Genomic DNA, 19,058 nt, shown 5'->3' on the forward strand with positions numbered 1-19,058 from the left:
TGCAAGGCTCACGACGGGCCAGACCGCCGTGGTTTCTTATTGTGTCTTAACGCTTCTTGCGGTTGGCAATGTGGATGGCGCCGCCATTCACAGCCAGAGCGGCTTCGTGCAAGGCTTCAGACAGGGTCGGATGGGAGAAAACCATCATGCCCAGGTCTTCAGCGCTGGTGCCGAATTCCATACCGATCGCGCCCTGCTGAACCAGTTCCGCAGCGCTCGGGCCAATCACGTGGACGCCCAATACGCGGTCAGTCTTGGCATCTGCGATGACCTTGACGAAACCACCGGTATCGTTGGCTGCCATGGCACGGCCGGAAGCGGCGAACGGGAAGGTGCCGACGTTAACTTCAACGCCTTCGGCTTTCAAGGCCTGCTCGGTTTTGCCAACCCACGCGATTTCCGGGTGAGTATAAATAACCGAAGGGATCAAGTCATAGTTCATCTGGGCTTTGTGACCCTTGATGCGCTCGACAACCATGATGCCTTCTTCCGAAGCTTTGTGAGCCAGCATCATGCCGCGAACCACGTCACCGATAGCGAAAACGCCCGGTACGGTGGTGGCGCAGTGATCGTCAACGTGCACAAAACCGCGCTCGTCGAGGGTGACGCCACTGTCGGCAGCCAGCAGATCAGTGGTCACCGGACGGCGACCAACGGCTACGATCAGCTTGTCGAAAGTAATGGTCTGTTCGCCGTTGGCATCGGTGTAGTTCACAACGACTTCGTCGCCGTTCACTTTCGAGCCGGTCACGCGAGCGCCCAGTTTGATGTCCAGACCCTGTTTGGTCAGAGTTTTCAGCGCTTCCTTGGAAACAGCGGTGTCCGCTGCCATCAGGAAAGTCTCCAGCGCTTCCAGGACAACCACTTCCGAACCCAGACGCGACCAGACGGAACCCAGTTCCAGACCGATCACGCCAGCGCCGATGACGCCCAGACGCTTGGGTACGGTCTGGAATTCCAGTGCGCCAGTCGAATCGACGATGACATTCTGGTCGACCGGAGCCGGTGGAATGTCGATCGGACGCGAACCTGGAGCCAGGATTACGTTCTCGGCTTCGATGATTTCTACTGTACCGTCAGGTTTGGTGACTTCGACTTTCTTGCCAGCCAGCAATTTGCCGTGGCCCTGAATCGAAGTAACGCCGTTGGCCTTGAACAGGGTGGCAACGCCGCCGGTCAGGTTCTTGACGATGCCAGCCTTGCGGCCAACCATCGCAGCGACGTCCATTTTGACTTCGCCGGTGGAGATACCGTGAACGTTGAAGCTTTCTTTCGCTTCCTTGTATTTCCAGGAGCTGTCCAGCAGCGCCTTGGAAGGAATGCAGCCAACGTTCAGGCAAGTGCCGCCCAGCGCCAGTTTGTCTTCCTTGTCGGTGTACTTCTCGATGCAGGCCGTCGACAGGCCCAGCTGGGCTGCTTTAATGGCAGCCACATAGCCGCCAGGGCCAGCGCCGATCACTACTACGTCAAATTTCTGCGACATTCAAAAAATCCTCTTATTTGCGGCAAGCGTGAAGCCGCAAGCTTCGAGCCAAACTGCCGTTTCTTGCAGCTTGCAGCTTGAAACTTGCAGCTGCTTCTATCAAATATCCAGCAGCAAACGAGCCGGGTCTTCCAGCAGGTTCTTGATGGTAACCAGGAAGGTCACAGCTTCTTTGCCATCGATCAGACGGTGATCGTAGGACAGAGCCAGGTACATCATCGGACGGATAACGACCTGACCGTTGATCGCCATAGGACGCTGCAGAATGTTGTGCATGCCCAGGATGGCCGCTTGCGGCGGGTTGACGATCGGGGTCGACATCATCGAACCGAAGGTACCACCGTTGGTGATGGTGAACGTGCCGCCGGTCATTTCGTCCATGGACAGTTTGCCGTCGCGCGCCTTCTTGCCGAAGGTGGCGATGCCGCCTTCGATTTCAGCCAGGCTCATCAGTTCGGCGTTACGCAGAACTGGCACTACCAGACCGCGGTCGCTGGACACGGCAACACCGACGTCGGCGTAACCGTGGTAAACGATGTCGGCACCGTCAATCGACGCGTTGACAGCCGGGAAGCGTTTCAGCGCTTCGGTGGCCGCTTTGACGAAGAACGACATGAAGCCCAGGCGTACGCCGTTGTGGGACTTCTCGAACAGGTCTTTGTACTTCGAACGCAGGGCCATGACTTCGGTCATGTCGACTTCGTTGAAAGTAGTCAGCATGGCCATGTTCGATTGGGCTTCGACCAGACGCTTGGCAACGGTGGCGCGCACGCGGGTCATTGGCACGCGCTTCTCGATGCGGTCGCCGGCAGCGAACACAGGAGCAGCGGCAGCCGGTGCAGCAGCCTTGGCAGGCGCAGCAGCAGGAGCGGATTTCTTCGCAGCAACGGCAGCTACCACGTCTTCCTTGGTCACACGACCGCCTTTGCCAGTGCCGGCAACGGAAGCGATGTTGATGCCGTTTTCTTCAGCCAGCTTGCGAGCAGCCGGAGCAGCAACCGGATCGTCTTCGCCTTCAGCGGCAGGAGCAGCAGTTTGTGCCGCAGCCGGAGCAGCAGCTGCGGTTGCAGCTGGAGCGGCAGCAGCGCCGCCCGCTTCGATCGAGCCCAGGACTTCGTCGGACAGAACAGTGTCGCCTTCGTTCTTGACGATAGCGCCCAGCACGCCGTCGGCAGTCGCCAGCACTTCCAGCACAACCTTGTCGGTTTCGATGTCGACGATCAGGTCGTCACGCTTTACAGCGTCGCCCGGTTGTTTGTGCCAGGTGGCAACGGTGCCGTCGGCAACCGATTCCGGGAAAGTGGGGGCTTTGATTTCGATAGCCATTATCTGTGGGTCCTTAAATTCGGTTTCAGGTGCGCGAAGGCGTTAAACAGTAAAGGCGTCTTGCAGCAGTTTTTCCTGCTGCTCAGCGTGCATCGATGCATAACCACAAGCAGGTGCAGCAGAAGCATCACGGCCGGCGTATTCGAGTACGAGCGACTTGTTGTGATTGCCAACGATGCGGCGCATATGGTGTTGGCTGCAGTACCACGCACCCTGGTTCATCGGCTCTTCCTGACACCAAACGATATGTTTGAGATTGGTGTACGGAGCCAGGACTTCGTTCAAGTCGTCCTCAGGGAATGGGTACAGCTGCTCGATACGCACGATGGCGATGTCATCACGACCTTCGGCACGGCGTTTTTCCAGCAGGTCGTAGTAGACCTTGCCGCTACACAGAACTACGCGCTCGACCTTGCTCGGCTCAAGTGCATCGATTTCCGGAATAACGGTCTGGAACGAACCTTGAGCCAGATCTTCCAGGGTCGACACGGCCAGTTTGTGACGCAGCAGCGACTTCGGCGTGAGCACGATCAGCGGCTTGCGCAGCGGACGAATCACCTGACGACGCAGCAAGTGGTAGATCTGCGCCGGGGTGGTCGGTACAGCGACCTGAATGTTGTGCTCGGCGCACAGCTGCAGGTAACGCTCCAGACGTGCCGAAGAGTGCTCCGGCCCCTGACCTTCATAACCGTGCGGCAGCAGCATGGTCAGACCGCAAAGACGGCCCCACTTGTGCTCGCCGCTGGTGATGAACTGGTCGATCACAACCTGAGCACCGTTGGCGAAGTCGCCGAACTGGGCTTCCCAGATCACCAGCGCCTCAGGCGTGGTGGTCGAGTAACCGTATTCGAACGCCAGAACGGCTTCTTCAGACAGGAACGAGTCGTACAGATCGAAACGTGGCTGGCCTTTGTACAGGTTCTGCAACGGGACATAGGTGCCCGCGTCTTTCTGGTTGTGCAAGACAGCGTGACGGTGCGAGAACGTACCGCGACCGATGTCCTGACCCGTCATGCGAATCGGGTGACCTTCGAACGCCAGGGTCGCGTACGCCATGGTTTCGGCGTAACCCCAGTTGATCGGCAGGCCGCCGGCTTGCATTTTCTGACGGTCTTCGTAGATCTTCGAGACCTGGCGCTGAACCACGAAGCCTTCCGGAATTTCCAGCAGCTTGGCGGACAGTTCCTGCAAGGTTTTCAGGTCAAAGCTGGTGTCGTGGCGCGCAGTCCAGGCGTGGCCCAGATACGGACGCCAGTCCACGAACAACTCTTTGTTCGGCTCTTTGACCAGGCTTTTTACGACATGCAAACCGTTGTCCAGCGCGTTGCGATATTCGTCGACTTTCGCCTGAACACGCTCTGCGTCGAGCACACCGCCCTGGGTCAGACGATCAGCGTACAGCTCACGGGTGGTGCGCTGCTTGGTGATCTGCTGATACATGATCGGCTGGGTGCCGCTAGGCTCATCGGCCTCGTTGTGGCCGCGACGACGGTAGCAGACCAGATCGATGACCACGTCACGCTTGAACTGCATGCGGTAATCGATGGCCAGCTGGGTCACGAACAACACGGCTTCCGGATCATCGCCATTCACATGGAGGATCGGCGCCTGGATCATTTTCGCAACATCGGTGGCGTACTCGGTGGAGCGCGAGTCCAGCGGGTTGCTGATGGTGAAACCAACCTGGTTGTTGATCACGATGTGCACGGTGCCGCCGGTTTTGAAACCGCGGGTCTGCGACATCTGGAAGGTTTCCATCACCACGCCCTGACCGGCAAATGCCGCGTCGCCGTGGATGGAGATCGGCAGCACCTTCTCGCCGGTAGGATCGTTACGACGATCCTGACGAGCGCGAACCGAACCCTCGACCACCGGAGAAACGATCTCCAGGTGGGACGGGTTGAACGCCATGGCCAGGTGAACTTCACCACCGGTGGTCATCACGTTGGACGAGAAGCCCTGGTGATATTTAACGTCACCGGAACCCAGCTCGACCTTCTTCTTGCCTTCGAACTCGTCGAACAGCTCGCGCGGGTTCTTGCCGAAGGTGTTGACCAATACGTTGAGGCGGCCGCGGTGGGCCATGCCGATGACGATTTCCTTGGTGCCGTACGAACCGGAACGCTGGATCAACTCGTCGAGCATCGGAATCAGGCTTTCGCCGCCTTCCAGACCGAAACGCTTGGTACCCGGGTATTTGGTGCCCAGGTATTTTTCCAGACCTTCGCCCGCGGTGACACGCTCGAGCAGGTGGCTCTTGACGTCGGCGGAGTAAGTCGGACGACCGCGTACGCTTTCCAGACGTTGCTGGAACCACTGGCGCTGCTCGGAATCGGTGATGTGCGTAAATTCAGCGCCGATGGTGCGGCAATATGTCTGCTGCAACGCTTCGTGAATTTCGCGTAGGCTCGCCTCCTCTTTGCCGATGAACAGGTCGCCGGCACGGAAGGTCGTATCAAGATCGGCATTGGTCAAGCCGTAATGATTGATTGACAGGTCTGCAGGTGCAGGACGCTGCCACAGCCCCAGCGGATCAAGCTGGGCTGCCTGGTGGCCACGCATACGGTAGGCCTGGATCAATCGCAGTACTTCAACTTGCTTCTTCTCGTGCTCACTGCTCACGCTGCCGGCGGAGACCGGTTGGGCGCGGCGCTGGTTCTTTGCCAGCAAGACGAAATGATCGCGAATCGTGGAGTGCGAAACATCGGTGGCAGAGTTGCCGTCAGCAGGCAACTTCTGGAAGTAGGTGCGCCACTCTTCTGGCACAGCGTTAGGGTCGTGCAGGTAGAGCTCGTAGAGCTCTTCCACATAGGCAGCGTTACTACCGGACAGGTAGGCGCTGTTCCACATGCGCTGCATCACGCTTTCTTGCATGCTTGGTCACCCTCGGTTAGGGGAACACCACCGGCGTCGACACCGAGCAAACTTGCAGAAGTCCGAATGCAGCGACTAAAACAAGCCACCTAGGATCACGCTGATAGTCCGGGTACCAGCCCGGATGCCCCTGCTTGTCTCATTTCTTCAAAATAAGAGCCGCAGCCTTTTAAGCTGCTGCTCAGGTTAAAACTACGGCGCCGGTTGAAGCCTGCGCCGTAGCATCTACGGGTACAGCGGTGTTGCGGTTAAAGCTGCCGAATCACACGCCGCTTTGCAGCAACATGTTACGGATGTGACCAATGGCTTTAGTCGGGTTCAGGCCTTTGGGACATACGTTGACGCAGTTCATGATCCCGCGGCAGCGGAATACGCTGAACGGGTCATCCAGCGAAGCCAGACGCTCGGACGTCTTGGTGTCGCGGCTGTCTGCCAGGAAGCGATACGCTTGCAGCAAAGCAGCCGGGCCCAGGAACTTGTCCGGGTTCCACCAGAAGGACGGGCAAGAAGTCGAGCAGCAAGCGCACAGGATGCACTCGTACAGACCGTCAAGCTTTTCACGCTCTTCCGGGGACTGCAGGCGTTCGATGGCCGGAGCCGGCGAATCGTTCTGCAGGTAAGGTTTCACCTTCTCGTATTGCTTGTAGAAGATGCTCATGTCGACGACCAGGTCACGGATGATCGGCAAACCTGGCAGCGGACGAACGATCAACTTGTTACCTTTTACAACAGCAGACAGTGGCGTGACGCAGGCCAGACCGTTCTTGCCGTTGATGTTCATGCCGTCGGAACCGCAAACGCCTTCACGGCAAGAGCGACGATAGGAAAAACCTTCGTCCTGCTCTTTGATCAGGGCCAGCACGTCCAGCACCATCAGGTCTTTACCACCGGTATCGACCTCGAATTCCTGCATGAACGGCGCGGCGTCCTGATCAGGGTTGTAGCGATAAACACTGACTTTCAACATGGCAGCCACCCTTAATAAGTCCGAATCTTGGGTTCAAAAGTCGGCACCGTTTTCGGCGAGAAGTTCACGGCACGCTTGGTCACGCGCTTGTCACCCGGGAAGTACAGGGTGTGGCACAGCCAGTTTTCGTCGTCGCGATCTTCAAAGTCTTCACGGGCGTGAGCACCGCGGGACTCTTTACGCACTTCGGCGGCGATGGCAGTTGCTTCAGCCACTTCCAGCAGGTTTTGCAGTTCCAGCGCTTCAATACGAGCGGTGTTGAAGGCCTGCGACTTGTCGTTGATCTTGACGTTGGCGATGCGCACGCGCAGGTCGGCCAGCTGGGCAATACCCTTCTGCATGTATTCGCCGGTACGGAATACACCGAAGTAGTTCTGCATGCAGCTTTGCAGTTCGCGACGCAGGGTTGCCACGTCTTCACCGGTAGTGCGCTCGTTCAGAGCGGACAAACGTGCCAGTGCAGCAGTGATGTCGGCGTCGGTGGCGTCATCGTATTCGATGCCGTCGGTCAACGCTTTTTCCAGGTGCAGACCGGCCGCGCGACCGAACACTACCAGGTCGAGCAACGAGTTGCCGCCCAGACGGTTGGCGCCGTGAACCGATACGCAAGCCACTTCGCCTACCGCGAACAGGCCCGGGATGATGGCGTCAACGCCGTCGTCGCCCTGAGTAATCGCCTGACCGTGGATGTTGGTTGGCACGCCGCCCATCATGTAATGGCAGGTCGGAACAACAGGAACCGGAGCAACCACCGGGTCAACGTGCGCAAAGGTCTTGGACAGTTCGCAGATGCCTGGCAGACGGCTGTGCAGCACTTCCTCGCCCAAGTGGTCGAGTTTGAGCATTACGTGATCGCCATTCGGACCGCAACCGTTGCCGGCAATGATCTCTTTAACCATCGAACGGGCAACTACGTCACGACCAGCAAGGTCTTTGGCGTTCGGAGCATAACGCTCCATGAAACGCTCGCCGTGCTTGTTGATCAGGTAACCACCTTCACCACGGCAGCCTTCGGTAACCAGTACACCCGCGCCGGCGATGCCGGTCGGGTGGAACTGCCACATTTCGATGTCTTGTACCGGCACGCCAGCACGCAATGCCATGCCGACGCCGTCACCGGTGTTGATCAGGGCGTTGGTGGTGGATGCGTAGATGCGACCGGCGCCGCCGGTGGCCAGAACGGTAGCCTTGGCACGGATGTAGCTGGTTTCGCCGGTTTCGATGCAGATCGCGATCACACCAACGAACGCGCCTTCCTGGTTCTTCACCAGATCGACTGCGTAGTATTCGTTGAGGAACGTGGTGCCGGCTTTCAGGTTGCCCTGATAAAGCGTGTGCAGCAGTGCGTGACCGGTACGGTCGGAAGCGGCGCAGGTACGGGCGGCCTGGCCACCTTTACCGTAGTCCTTCGACTGACCGCCGAACGGACGCTGATAGATGCGACCCTGTTCGGTACGGGAGAACGGCAGCCCCATGTGGTCCAGTTCGAAAACTGCAGCCGGACCTTCCTGACACATGTATTCGATAGCGTCCTGGTCACCGATGTAATCGGAACCCTTGACGGTATCGTACATGTGCCAGCGCCAGTCATCGTTTGGATCTGCGGAAGCGATGGCGCAGGTGATGCCACCCTGGGCCGAAACGGTGTGCGAACGGGTCGGGAAAACCTTGGTGATCACGGCAGTCTTGTGACCGCCCTGGGCCAGCTGCAGCGCAGCGCGCATGCCGGCACCGCCACCACCAATGATGATGGCGTCAAAAGAAATCGTTGGAATGTTAGCCATGAATCAGATACCCCAGAGAATCTGCACACCCCAGACGAAGTAGGCGAACATCGCAATGCCGCATACTGCCTGGAAAAGGAAACGTACTGCAGTCGCGGACTTGCCCAGCGCCATCGGCGTCAGGTAGTCGGTCGCGATGGTCCACATGCCGACCCAGGCGTGAGCGCCCAGGGCTACAAGGGCCAGCAGACTGAAGATACGCATCCCGTTGTGGGCGAACAGGCCGTGCCACTGGTCGAAACCAATGCCCGGGTTCGCAACGAGGTATCCGATCAGGAAGATGAAATAAGCCGCGAGAACGACCGCAGACACACGCTGTGCCATCCAGTCATAGAGGCCTGAACGCGACAGGTTCGTAACGCTGGTTACCATATCCAAACTCCCGCCAGAACGATCAACACCGCAGACACGGCGATAATGATTTTCGAGCCCAGCTTGCCGCCTTCCAGCGTCTCACCGATGCCCATGTCCATGATCAGATGGCGCACACCGGCTACCAGGTGATACAGAAGGGAGGACAGCAGGCCCCATGCTACGAACTTGGCCAGCGGACTGGTCAAGGTTGCCTTCACGTCGGCAAAACCTTCCTCGGAACCCAGGGATTTGCCCAATGCATAAAGCATGAAGCCAAGGCCCAGGAAGAGGATGATGCCTGAAACACGGTGAAGAAACGACGTAACGCCGGTGATGGGGAGTTTGATGGTCCTTAGGTCTAGGTTTACAGGTCGTTGGCTATTCACGGCTTTTTTTCACACTGAAGAGCCCCTAACAATCAGGGCAAAGTTGTTGGGGAGTGCACTGGTCAGGTAACCACCACCCAGGGATGCGACCCCCAATAAAGCAGGCCCAAAAGCCCCTGGCGGTCGGTGGCCGAGTATAGACAGTTAGGCTACTAATGACAACGCGTTCACCTTCCCCTAATAGCGGATTGCGCAAGTTGAATAAAAGGCGTAAATGGCAGGCAATTTCGAGGAAAAAGTACGGTTAAAGCCTTCTGGAGCAAGACTTTAGGCAAATTGACATTCGAATTTATCTCACTATAGTGGTGCGGGCCCTGCGTGGGGGGTCTGTCTGATGGTTCAAGCATAAATAGGAGGCCACATGGCTGACAAAAAAGCGCAGTTGATCATCGAGGGCGCAGCCCCCGTCGAGCTGCCCATTTTAACCGGCACCGTTGGTCCCGATGTAATCGATGTTCGGGGCCTGACGGCCACGGGCCGCTTCACCTTCGACCCTGGTTTCATGTCGACCGCCTCGTGCGAATCGAAGATCACCTATATCGACGGCGACAACGGCATTCTGCTGCACCGCGGCTACCCGATCGAACAGCTGGCTGAAAAGTCGGACTACCTGGAAACCTGCTACCTGCTGCTCAACGGCGAATTGCCAACTGCAGAACAGAAGGCCCAGTTCGTCAGCACCGTAAAGAACCACACCATGGTCCACGAGCAACTGAAGACTTTCTTCAACGGCTTTCGCCGCGACGCCCACCCAATGGCCGTCATGTGCGGTGTAGTCGGCGCCCTCTCGGCCTTCTACCACGACTCCCTCGACATCAATAACCCGCAGCATCGCGAGATTTCCGCAATCCGTCTGGTTGCCAAGATGCCGACCCTGGCAGCGATGGTTTACAAGTACTCCATGGGCCAACCCATGATGTACCCGCGCAACGATCTTTCGTACGCGGAGAACTTCCTGCACATGATGTTCAACACGCCGTGCGAGATCAAACCGATCAGCCCGGTACTCGCCAAGGCCATGGACCGGATCTTCATCCTCCATGCCGACCACGAGCAGAACGCCTCGACCTCCACCGTGCGCCTGGCCGGTTCTTCGGGTGCCAACCCGTTTGCCTGCATCGCCGCCGGCATCGCTGCACTGTGGGGCCCTGCCCACGGCGGCGCGAACGAAGCTGTGCTGACCATGCTTGACGAAATTGGCGATGTGTCGAACATCGACACCTACATCGCCAAGGCCAAAGACAAGAACGATCCGTTCAAGCTGATGGGCTTCGGTCACCGGGTTTACAAAAACCGCGACCCGCGCGCCACCGTGATGAAGCAGACCTGCGACGAGGTGTTGAAGGAGCTTGGTATTCAGAACGATCCGCAACTCGAACTGGCCATGCGCCTGGAAGAGATCGCGCTGACCGACCCTTACTTCATCGAACGTTCCCTATACCCGAACGTCGACTTCTACTCGGGGATCATCCTCAAGGCGATCGGCATTCCAACCAGCATGTTCACCGTGATCTTCGCGTTGGCTCGGACCGTTGGCTGGATCTCGCACTGGAAGGAAATGCTCTCCAGCCCGTACAAGATTGGCCGTCCGCGTCAGTTGTATACCGGTTACGAGTCGCGTGATATTTCCAAGCTGGAAGATCGCAAGTAAGCACTGTCTTGCGATAACCGTTGTAGCTGCATAAAAAAACGGCCTCTATTTGATAGAGGCCGTTTTTGTTTATGCGGTGAAAACAATTGAGGCGTCAAGCCTCCCGCGAACTGCTGCGATACATGAAAACCAGCGCCAAACCCAGAAGTACCATTGCCAAGACGCGACTTCCCGACAATTCAATCGCCGGATTTCCCAGCCAGCCGAAGTTATCGATCAACATGCCCATGCCCAACTGGCCGACAATAACTGCCACCGTCGCCACGGCCGTCCCTACGCGAGGAACGGCGCCGACCATCACGATCATGTAAACCACACCAAACAATGCCCCGCCGAGCTGCCACTTCGGCACGTCCAGCAGGCTCATCGCATGCGCTGGTTCAAAAAACAGAATCAGCAGCCCCGTCACTACAGCACCTACCGCAAACGTCAGCAAACTGCTGCGCAATACGCCGACCGTCTCACCCAGACGCCCGTTGATTGCCGCTTGCACGCTTAGTACTGCACCGGCCGCCACGACCACCGCCAACAAAATAATCAGATTCATCATTAACCCCGAGCAATCAGAACAAGCGCCGCCACAATCAGCAGCAAGGCCAGCCAACGTTCACCGTTGACCTTTTTGCGCGTGGCACCGAACCAGCCAAAATGGTCGATCAGCACACTCTTGCCGACCTGCCCGGATAGAATCGCGATCATGGTCATCGCGACGCCGATATGCGGGGTCGCCATCGTCAGCACCACCACGTATATCGGCCCGAGAAACCCGCCGATCAACTGCCAGCGAGGTAGCTCGCTTAATGCCGGGCCCTGCCGCGGACCGCTGAATAACAACAGCAGAAACAGAATCGCGGTGCCCACGCCGAAGATGCTCAAGGTCGCCCACAAGTGTCCGACTTGCACACCGAGCGGCCCTAAAAGGCCCGCCTCCACTGACAGGCCCATGCCGGCCAGAATAACCAGCGGCAGCAACAACACACGCAGCCCGGGTTTTACCGCTGGCGTTGCAGCGGTTTCGGTTGAAGAAGATTGCATTGGCGAAAACCCACCCGTTATCAAGAAAGCACGATCACCAGGGATGTGCAGAAGTGCGCGCATTATCGGTTGGCCGTGCTTTGCGATAAATGGGATCATCCCGACAACACTTTTGCGCGATACGCACAACAGGATTGCCCATGAACGGCTTCAGTGATTTGGGATTCAAAGCGCTCCGCCTGTTTGTTGCGGTGCTCGACCACGGCAGTTTCTCCGAAGTCGCCCGCCGCGAAGGCCTGGCGCCCTCTTCGATTTCCCGACAGATTCAACTGATGGAACAAGCTCTGAGCCAGCAATTGCTCTATCGCCACACCCGCGCCGTCACGCCCACCGAGGCCGGGCGAATGCTTGGCCACCACGCCAGACTGGTGCTGGCGCAACTGGAGGAAGCCGAACAAGCCCTGCAGGAACAGCGAAGCGAACCCGGCGGGCTGGTGCGAATCAATGCGCCGGTAGTGTTTGGCCAGCGGCACCTGACCCCTTGGCTTGGGCAATTGTGCGAGCGTTATCCGAAGTTGCACCTGGATATCCAGCAGACCGATCACTATATCGATCCGCTGCATGAAGGCGCCGACCTGCTGTTTCGCATCGGCCCGCTGCATGATTCGAGCATGCAGGCGCGGATTCTGGCACCCCATCGCTTTCTGGTGGCGGCGAGCCCGGCCTACCTTGCGCGCCACGGTACACCGCAACATCCGCAGGATCTCGCGACCCATCAGTGCCTGGCCTACAAAGGCGCGGCGGGGCAGCAGCGCTGGTTTTTTCGTCGCGATCAGAAGGACTGGACGCCCTACTCCGTCAAAGGACCGATTACCGGTAACCACGCCGATACGCTCACGCAAGCTGCCGAACAAGGATTGGGGCTGGTGATGTTTCCGTCATGGCTGATTGGCGAAGCGGTGCGCAGTGGCACGCTGGTGCCGGTGCTGAAGGAATATGAAGCGTCCAACAGCTTCGAGCCGCAGCAGATTGCTGTGTTGTGGCCCGGGAGTCGGCGGCTGTCGGTGAAGGTGAGAACGGTGATTGATTTTTATCTGGAGTGTTTTGGCGCGGTGCCGTATTGGGACAGGCAGTAGCCGCCCTCGCCACCCGTAGCAGCTGGCGCAGCCTGCGTCATGCTGTGTACGGCGGCGCAGCAGTCGTAAGTTTTCGAAGCTGATTTTACGACTGCGGCGCGGCCGGACGCAGGCTTCGCCAGCTGCTACAGGACTAGTGTCATTGTCAAATCCGGAACTGACCGACCAGGCCGCCCAAGCGTTGGCCGAGGTCGGCCAGGCTGCGGGTGGTCTGGGCGCCGAGTTGGGTTTCGTCGGCGACGCTGTCCACGGCAACAGCAATTTGATGCACGCTGCGGTTGATCTCCTCCGCCACCGCGGTTTGCTCCTCGGCGGCGCTGGCGATCTGCGCGTTCATCGAATTGATCGTTGCGATCAGCTGCGCCATGGTGTCCAGCGACGCGCCGGCTTCGTTGGCCTGCGCCGACGTGCCGTCCCCCGCTTCGCTCGAACGGCGCATCGCTTCCACCGCCGACTGCGTGCCGGCCTGCAAACGGTCGATCATGCCCTGAATTTCCTGAGTGCTGATCTGCGTACGACTGGCCAGCGCCCGAACCTCATCCGCGACCACCGCAAACCCCCGCCCGGCCTCGCCCGCACGCGCAGCCTCAATGGCGGCATTCAGCGCCAACAGGTTGGTCTGCTCGGCAATCGAACGAATCACCCCGAGCACACTGACAATCGACGAAACATCCTTTTGCAGGCTGTCGAGGGATACGCCGCTGCTGCGGATGTCATCGACCAGCGCATGAATCTTGACGATGCTGCCGGCGACAACGCGCTTGGCGGACTGACCTTCTTCATCGGTTTGTTGCGCGGCGACTGCAGCGTTTTGCGCGCTCTTGGCGACTTCCTGCGCCGCGGCCGACATCTGATTGATCGCAGTGGCGACCTGATCGGTTTCGTGACGCTGACGCTCCATCGCCTGATCCGAACGCTGGGCCTGAGCGGACACCTGATTGACCAGCCCGGTCAGTTGCGAGGTCATTTCGGTAATCTGCCGCACCAGGCCATGAATCTTGTCGACAAAGCGATTGAACGATCCGGCCAGCTCGCCGAGTTCATCCTGGCTGGTGATGGTCAGGCGTCGGGTCAGATCGCCCTCGCCCGCCGCGATGTCGTCGAGGTTGGCTTTCATCTGGTTCAGCGGACGCAGAATGGTGTTGGCCAGCAGCATGCCAGCAACGCCAATCACCAACAGCGCCACCGCCGCGAGGCCAACGATGGTTAGCACCACACCGTGCATGCGCTCCTCGACCTTGGCTTCGACCAGCGCGACTTGTGCCTCGATACCGTCGAGATTGACCGAGGTGCCCACCGCCATGTCCCACTTGGGCAGGTAGTCGGTGTAGCCGAGCTTGGGCACCAGCACCTGGCTGTTACCCGGCAGTGGCGAACTGTATTGCAGGTAGTGAGTACCGTCCTTGGCGACCTTCACCAGGTCGCGGTTGACGTACACGCCGTTCGGATCGCGGTTTTCCTTGAAGCTCTGGCCCACGCCTTCCGGGCTGCTGGCCTTGAACAGGCGCACGGTTTCCGAGTCGTAGCCGAAGAAGTAACCGTCCTTGCCGTAGCTGATGCTCGACAGCAACTTGATCGCTTGAGCCCGCGCTGCGTTATCGCCGGGGGCGGCGGCTTCGTAAAGCGGTTTGATCGTGGTCATGGCCACGGCGACATAACTTTGCAGCGTCGCCTTGGCATCGTTGAGCAGGCGCTGGCGCGTCTCGTCGACTTCGTTGCGCGCCTGCTCCTGCAGAATGAACAACGTGGCCACGCTGATGACCAGCGCAAAGAGCAACACCGGAAGGACGGCGAGGGACAGGACTTTAGCCTTGAGGCTCATGCGCATGACGGTTCACTCTTTTGATTTTATTGGCGTGTATAAAGGCTTTAACGGCACGCCGGATCAAAAGTTGAATGCACGGTAACGCTGCCCTCTATGGAAGCGAGCTTCTGTGGTGAGGGGATTTATCTGTGGCGAGGGGTTTATCCCCGTTGGGCTGCGAAGCAGCCCCGAAGCAGCGTCTTACGACTGCTTCGCAGCCGGACGGGGATAAATCCCCTCGCCACCAAAGCTCGTTCTCACAGAGATTGAGATTAAAGGACCATCGCGGCCACCCAGCCGAACGCCAGCAATGGCAGGTTGTAGTGCAGGAAGGTTGGCACGACGGTGTCCCAGATGTGGTGGTGCTGGCCGTCGACGTTCAGCCCGGAGGTCGGGCCGAGGGTCGAGTCCGAGGCCGGCGAGCCGGCATCGCCCAGCGCACCGGCGGTGCCGACGATGCACACAATGGCAAGCGGGCTGAAACCCAGTTGCACGCACAGTGGCACGAAAATCACCGCCAGAATCGGCACGGTGGAAAACGACGAGCCGATGCCCATGGTCACCAGCAGACCGACCAGCAACATCAGCAACGCGCCGATGGCCTTGCTGTGGCCGATCCACGATGCCGAGGTTTCCACTAGCGACTGCACGTGTCCTGTGGCCTTGATCACTTCGCCGAAGCCCGATGCGGCGATCATGATGAAGCCGATCATCGCCATCATCTTCATGCCTTCGGTGAAAAGATCATCGGTTTCGCGCCATTTGACGATGCCCGACGCCGAGAAAATCAGAAAACCCGTCAGCGCGCCAATAATCATCGAATCCAACAGCAACTGGACGACGAACGCTGACGCGATGGCCACACCGGCGACCATCAGGCTCAGCGGATTGTACTGCACCGCCACTTGCTCGACCCGCTCGATTTTGGCCAGGTCGTACACGCGCTTCTTGCGGTAGCTGATAAACGCCACACCCAACCCCACCAGCATGCCCAGCGCCGGGATACCCATGGCGTGAGTCACGTTGATGCCGCTGATATCGACGCCGCTGCGGGCGACATTGGCCAGCAATATTTCATTGAGGAAGATGTTGCCGAAGCCCACCGGCAGGAACATGTACGGCGTGATCAGGCCGAAAGTAATCACGCAAGCGATCAAGCGACGATCCAGTTGCAGCTTGGTCAGCACATAGAGCAGTGGCGGCACCAGCAGCGGGATAAACGCGATGTGAATCGGCAGAATGTTCTGCGAGGCGATGGCCACGACCCAGAGTAAACCGATCAGCAGCCATTTGACCCGACCGCCGCCGCTCGCGTGATGGCGATCGACCATGGTCAGCGCGCGGTCCGCCAGAGCGTGGGCCAGGCCGGACTTGGCAATCGCCACGGCGAAAGCGCCGAGCAACGCGTAGGACAACGCCACGGTCGCACCGCCGCCGAGGCCGCTGTTGAATGCCTTGAGCGTCGCTTCGATGCCCAGGCCACCGGTCAAACCTCCGACCAGCGCGCCGACGATCAGCGCAATCACGACGTGCACGCGGCACAGGCTGAGTATCAGCATCACGCCAACCGCGGCAATTACTGCATTAATCATCTTTACCTCAGGCCAAACGAAATGAGTCCGGCCGACGGTCTGCGAGGCGCCGCCAGCGGGGTGAACAACAGGTTTATCAGAGGGCGCGCACTGTGCCGCAGAGTGGGGCCGGTGTCAAAGTGACCGGTATGTAAAAAGGGGATTTATCTGAGGCAAAGAGATTTATCTCTGGCTATGGGAATTATCTCTGGCAAAGACATTTATCTGTGGCGAGGGGATTTATCCCCGTTGGGTCGCGCAGCGGCCCCCAGCGACCCCAGTGAACCGCGTCGACATAGATTGCGCCTGCTGCGCAGTCGAACGGGGATAAATCCCCTCGCCACAGGGTTTTTCTATTCGGCATGCACCCCATTACCAATGCTTCGATGGCCGGCATAAAGAAAGCCGTTGCGCGGCCGCTACAGTGCCAAGTCTCAGATATTTATAGAATAAGGACGTTTTCCCATGTCGCTCAGACAACTCTCCATCCAATGGAAAATCACCTTGCTGGCCGGGCTGTGTCTTGCCGGTATCGTGACGCTGCTGGTCGGCCTTTCGCTGTATCGCATGGATCACAGCTCCAAAATGGTCAAAGCCTCGAGCACGCAGATGCTGACCGAGTCCGCTCAGGCGCGGATCGAATCCCAAGGAGAAAATCAGGCGCTGGGGATTCGCCAGCAATTCATGGACGCCTACCAATACGGTCACGGTTTCTCGCGGCAGGTGCTGTTCCTGCGCGATCAGGCCGAAAAGCGTTTTCTGGATGCCTTCGACCTACGTGAAGACCTGACCCGCCAGGTTCAGGCGGCGCTGCAGGCCAACCCGGAGCTGCTCGGCCTGTCGCTGGTGTTCGAACCCAATGCGCTGGACGGCAAGGACGAACTGTTCGCCGGTCAGGCAGAGCTCGGCAGTAACGACAAAGGCCGCTTTGCCCTGTACTGGTCGCAGCCGACCCCAGGCAAGGTGACCTCAATGGCGCTTCCCGAAAGCGACATGGCCGACACCAAAACCGGCCCCAGCGGCGAACCGGCCAACGCCTGGTTCACTTGCCCGCGCACCACACTCAAACCCTGCGTGATCGAACCGTACTTCTACGTGATCGACGGCCAGAACGTGCTGATGACCAGCATCGTTTTCCCGTTGATGGTCAACGGCAAGGTGATCGCTTCACTGTCGGCGGACATCAACCTCAACAGCCTGCAAGCGGTCAGTCAGGCTGCGAGCAAAAAGCTCTATGACGGCCAGACCCACGTCAGCATCATCAGCCCGGCGGGTCTGCTCGCCGCCTACAGCCCGGACGCCAGCAAACTCAGCCAGCGTCTAGACGCTGTGGACACCGCCAACGGGGCCGAGCTGATTCGGTTGCTCGCCAGCAGCAACCGCACCGAAAGCCTGCACAGCGATCGTCACTTGAAAGTGCTGGCGCCGTTCGAGCCGATTCCCGGCGGAAAATCCTGGGGCGTGTTGCTTGATGTGCCGGAGCGCGTGCTGATCGGACCGGCGGAAGCGTTGGAAAAACAACTCGATGAAAGCAATACCGCCGGCGCGTTGGTCGAACTCGGCCTGGGCGCACTGGCCGCGCTGATCGGTCTGCTGCTGGTGTGGCTGATGGCGCGCAGCGTGACCCGACCGATTCTTGGCGTCGCGCATATGCTCGAAGACATTGCCAGTGGCGAAGGTGATCTAACCCGGCGCCTGGCCTACGACAAGCAGGACGAACTCGGCCAGTTGGCCGGCTGGTTCAACCGTTTCCTCGACAAGTTGCAGCCGATCATCGCCGAAGTGAAACGCTCAGTGCAGGACGCGCGCAGCACGGCGGACCAGTCTTCGGCCATTGCGACCCAGACCAGTGCCGGCATGGAACAGCAATACCGTCAGGTGGATCAGGTTGCCACGGCTTCTCACGAAATGAGCGCCACCGCGCAAGACGTCGCCCGCAGCGCCGCGCAAGCTGCCCAGGCTGCGCGCGATGCCGATCATGCGACCCGTCGCGGTTTGACTGTGATCGACCAGACCACGACCAGCATCGACAACCTCGCCGCGGACATGAGTGCGGCGATGGTGCAAGTCGAAGGACTGGCGGCGAACAGCGAGAAGATTGGCTCGGTGCTGGAAGTGATCCGCGCTATCGCTGAACAGACCAACCTGCTCGCGCTCAACGCAGCCATCGAAGCGGCCCGTGCCGGTGAGGCCGGTCGTGGTTTCGCCGTGGTGGCCGATGAAGTGCGCAATCTGGCGCGACGGACCCAGGAGTCTGTCGAGGAAACCCGTCTGGTGATCGAGCAGTTGCAGGCCGGCACTCAGGATGTGGTGGGCTCGATGAACAACAGCCATCGCCAGGCTCAGGGCAGTGTCGAGCAAGTCGGTCAGGCAGTGACGGCGTTGCGCCAGATTGGTGATGCGGTGACGGTGATCAGCGACATGAACCTGCAGATTGCCAGCGCGGCGGAAGAGCAGAGCGCGGTGGCGGAAGAGATCAACAACAACGTCGCGACCATTCGCGATGTGACTGAATCGCTGTCGGGGCAGGCGAACGAATCGGCGCGGGTGAGCCAGTCGCTGAACCGGCTGGCGAATCAGCAGCAGGGGTTGATGGATCAGTTTCGGGTTTGATCCGACGATCATCAGCTGACAATCCCGCCCTTGTAGGAACCTGGCTTGCCAGCGATGGCGATTCGGAAAACGCCATCGCCAGCAAGCCGGCTCCTACGATAGGGGGGCGTTTGCGGGTTTGCCAATTTGCATCA

The 19,058-nt window shown here is 59.1% G+C and carries 13 protein-coding genes and 2 pseudogenes; 4 read left to right on the top strand and 11 right to left on the bottom strand.

Translation table 11 applies throughout. The features are described from left to right. Positions 1-46: 46 nt before the first annotated feature. The 7 genes from lpdA to sdhC all read right to left on the bottom strand — a co-directional run bounded on the left by lpdA (position 47) and on the right by sdhC (position 9,174). Positions 47-1,483 carry a dihydrolipoyl dehydrogenase gene (gene lpdA, locus ACYZTS_RS24355; RefSeq protein ID WP_028621694.1) on the bottom strand — a complete coding sequence of 479 codons (1,437 nt, stop codon included), beginning with the start codon at positions 1,481-1,483 and terminating at the stop codon, positions 47-49. 99 nt (positions 1,484-1,582) lie between these two features. Then, a complete protein-coding gene (odhB, locus tag ACYZTS_RS24360; protein WP_028621695.1) occupies positions 1,583-2,809 on the bottom strand; it encodes a 2-oxoglutarate dehydrogenase complex dihydrolipoyllysine-residue succinyltransferase in 1,227 nt (408 codons plus the stop codon). A gap of 42 nt (positions 2,810-2,851) precedes the next feature. After that, positions 2,852-5,683, bottom strand: coding sequence for a 2-oxoglutarate dehydrogenase E1 component (locus ACYZTS_RS24365; RefSeq protein WP_028621696.1), 2,832 nt, complete (start codon positions 5,681-5,683; stop codon positions 2,852-2,854). Between the two features lie 262 nt (positions 5,684-5,945). Then, positions 5,946-6,650, bottom strand: a complete 705-nt coding sequence (locus ACYZTS_RS24370) for a succinate dehydrogenase iron-sulfur subunit (RefSeq protein ID WP_028621697.1) — start codon at positions 6,648-6,650, stop codon at positions 5,946-5,948. An 11-nt stretch (positions 6,651-6,661) separates the two neighbouring features. Next, positions 6,662-8,434, bottom strand: a complete 1,773-nt coding sequence (sdhA, locus tag ACYZTS_RS24375; protein ID WP_028621698.1) for a succinate dehydrogenase flavoprotein subunit — start codon at positions 8,432-8,434, stop codon at positions 6,662-6,664. Positions 8,435-8,437: 3 nt separating this feature from the next. Next, a complete protein-coding gene (gene sdhD, locus ACYZTS_RS24380; protein WP_028621699.1) occupies positions 8,438-8,806 on the bottom strand; it encodes a succinate dehydrogenase, hydrophobic membrane anchor protein in 369 nt (122 codons plus the stop codon). Then, positions 8,800-9,174, bottom strand: a complete 375-nt coding sequence (gene sdhC / locus ACYZTS_RS24385; RefSeq protein ID WP_028621700.1) for a succinate dehydrogenase, cytochrome b556 subunit — start codon at positions 9,172-9,174, stop codon at positions 8,800-8,802. The genes sdhD and sdhC overlap by 7 nt, the downstream gene beginning before the upstream one ends. Positions 9,175-9,535: 361 nt before the next feature. Between sdhC and gltA the strand changes: the two genes are divergently transcribed. After that, a complete protein-coding gene (gltA, locus tag ACYZTS_RS24390) occupies positions 9,536-10,825 on the top strand; it encodes a citrate synthase (RefSeq protein WP_028621701.1) in 1,290 nt (429 codons plus the stop codon). Between the two features lie 94 nt (positions 10,826-10,919). Here gltA and ACYZTS_RS24395 read toward each other — a convergent pair whose 3' ends face one another. Beyond that, positions 10,920-11,375, bottom strand: coding sequence for a DMT family transporter (locus ACYZTS_RS24395; RefSeq protein WP_461992639.1), 456 nt, complete (start codon positions 11,373-11,375; stop codon positions 10,920-10,922). Continuing rightward, positions 11,375-11,860 carry a DMT family transporter gene (locus tag ACYZTS_RS24400; RefSeq protein WP_028621703.1) on the bottom strand — a complete coding sequence of 162 codons (486 nt, stop codon included), beginning with the start codon at positions 11,858-11,860 and terminating at the stop codon, positions 11,375-11,377. The genes ACYZTS_RS24395 and ACYZTS_RS24400 overlap by 1 nt, the downstream gene beginning before the upstream one ends. Positions 11,861-12,000: 140 nt before the next feature. Here ACYZTS_RS24400 and ACYZTS_RS24405 point away from each other — a divergent pair, with 140 nt between their 5' ends. Continuing rightward, positions 12,001-12,936, top strand: coding sequence for a LysR family transcriptional regulator (locus tag ACYZTS_RS24405; protein WP_461992641.1), 936 nt, complete (start codon positions 12,001-12,003; stop codon positions 12,934-12,936). A gap of 145 nt (positions 12,937-13,081) precedes the next feature. Here ACYZTS_RS24405 and ACYZTS_RS24410 read toward each other — a convergent pair whose 3' ends face one another. Both ACYZTS_RS24410 and ACYZTS_RS24415 read right to left on the bottom strand, forming a co-directional pair. Continuing rightward, a complete protein-coding gene (locus ACYZTS_RS24410) occupies positions 13,082-14,764 on the bottom strand; it encodes a methyl-accepting chemotaxis protein (protein ID WP_028621705.1) in 1,683 nt (560 codons plus the stop codon). A 248-nt stretch (positions 14,765-15,012) separates the two neighbouring features. After that, positions 15,013-16,329, bottom strand: a complete 1,317-nt coding sequence (locus ACYZTS_RS24415; RefSeq protein WP_461996535.1) for a Na+/H+ antiporter family protein — start codon at positions 16,327-16,329, stop codon at positions 15,013-15,015. 666 nt (positions 16,330-16,995) lie between these two features. Here ACYZTS_RS24415 and ACYZTS_RS24420 point away from each other — a divergent pair. Together ACYZTS_RS24420 and ACYZTS_RS24425 are read left to right on the top strand one after the other, a co-directional pair. Beyond that, a pseudogene (locus tag ACYZTS_RS24420) lies at positions 16,996-18,066 on the top strand (methyl-accepting chemotaxis protein); the annotation flags it as partial. Positions 18,067-18,342: 276 nt separating this feature from the next. Next, positions 18,343-18,924, top strand: a pseudogene (locus ACYZTS_RS24425) (methyl-accepting chemotaxis protein); the annotation flags it as partial. Between the last annotated feature and the right edge of the window lie 134 nt (positions 18,925-19,058).

It is taken from the genome of Pseudomonas sp. TMB3-21 (assembly GCF_054898145.1).

What these genes read in the sequence shown, in the direction of transcription:
- lpdA (WP_028621694.1), bottom strand. Translation starts at nt 1,483, where the DNA reads ATGTCGCAGAAATTTGACGTAGTAGTGATCGGCGCTGGCCCTGGCGGC.
- odhB (WP_028621695.1), bottom strand. Translation starts at nt 2,809, where the DNA reads ATGGCTATCGAAATCAAAGCCCCCACTTTCCCGGAATCGGTTGCCGAC.
- ACYZTS_RS24365 (WP_028621696.1), bottom strand. Translation starts at nt 5,683, where the DNA reads ATGCAAGAAAGCGTGATGCAGCGCATGTGGAACAGCGCCTACCTGTCC.
- ACYZTS_RS24370 (WP_028621697.1), bottom strand. Translation starts at nt 6,650, where the DNA reads ATGTTGAAAGTCAGTGTTTATCGCTACAACCCTGATCAGGACGCCGCG.
- sdhA (WP_028621698.1), bottom strand. Translation starts at nt 8,434, where the DNA reads ATGGCTAACATTCCAACGATTTCTTTTGACGCCATCATCATTGGTGGT.
- sdhD (WP_028621699.1), bottom strand. Translation starts at nt 8,806, where the DNA reads ATGGTAACCAGCGTTACGAACCTGTCGCGTTCAGGCCTCTATGACTGG.
- gltA (WP_028621701.1), top strand. Translation starts at nt 9,536, where the DNA reads ATGGCTGACAAAAAAGCGCAGTTGATCATCGAGGGCGCAGCCCCCGTC.
- ACYZTS_RS24395 (WP_461992639.1), bottom strand. Translation starts at nt 11,375, where the DNA reads ATGATGAATCTGATTATTTTGTTGGCGGTGGTCGTGGCGGCCGGTGCA.
- ACYZTS_RS24400 (WP_028621703.1), bottom strand. Translation starts at nt 11,860, where the DNA reads ATGCAATCTTCTTCAACCGAAACCGCTGCAACGCCAGCGGTAAAACCC.
- ACYZTS_RS24405 (WP_461992641.1), top strand. Translation starts at nt 12,001, where the DNA reads ATGAACGGCTTCAGTGATTTGGGATTCAAAGCGCTCCGCCTGTTTGTT.
- ACYZTS_RS24410 (WP_028621705.1), bottom strand. Translation starts at nt 14,764, where the DNA reads ATGCGCATGAGCCTCAAGGCTAAAGTCCTGTCCCTCGCCGTCCTTCCG.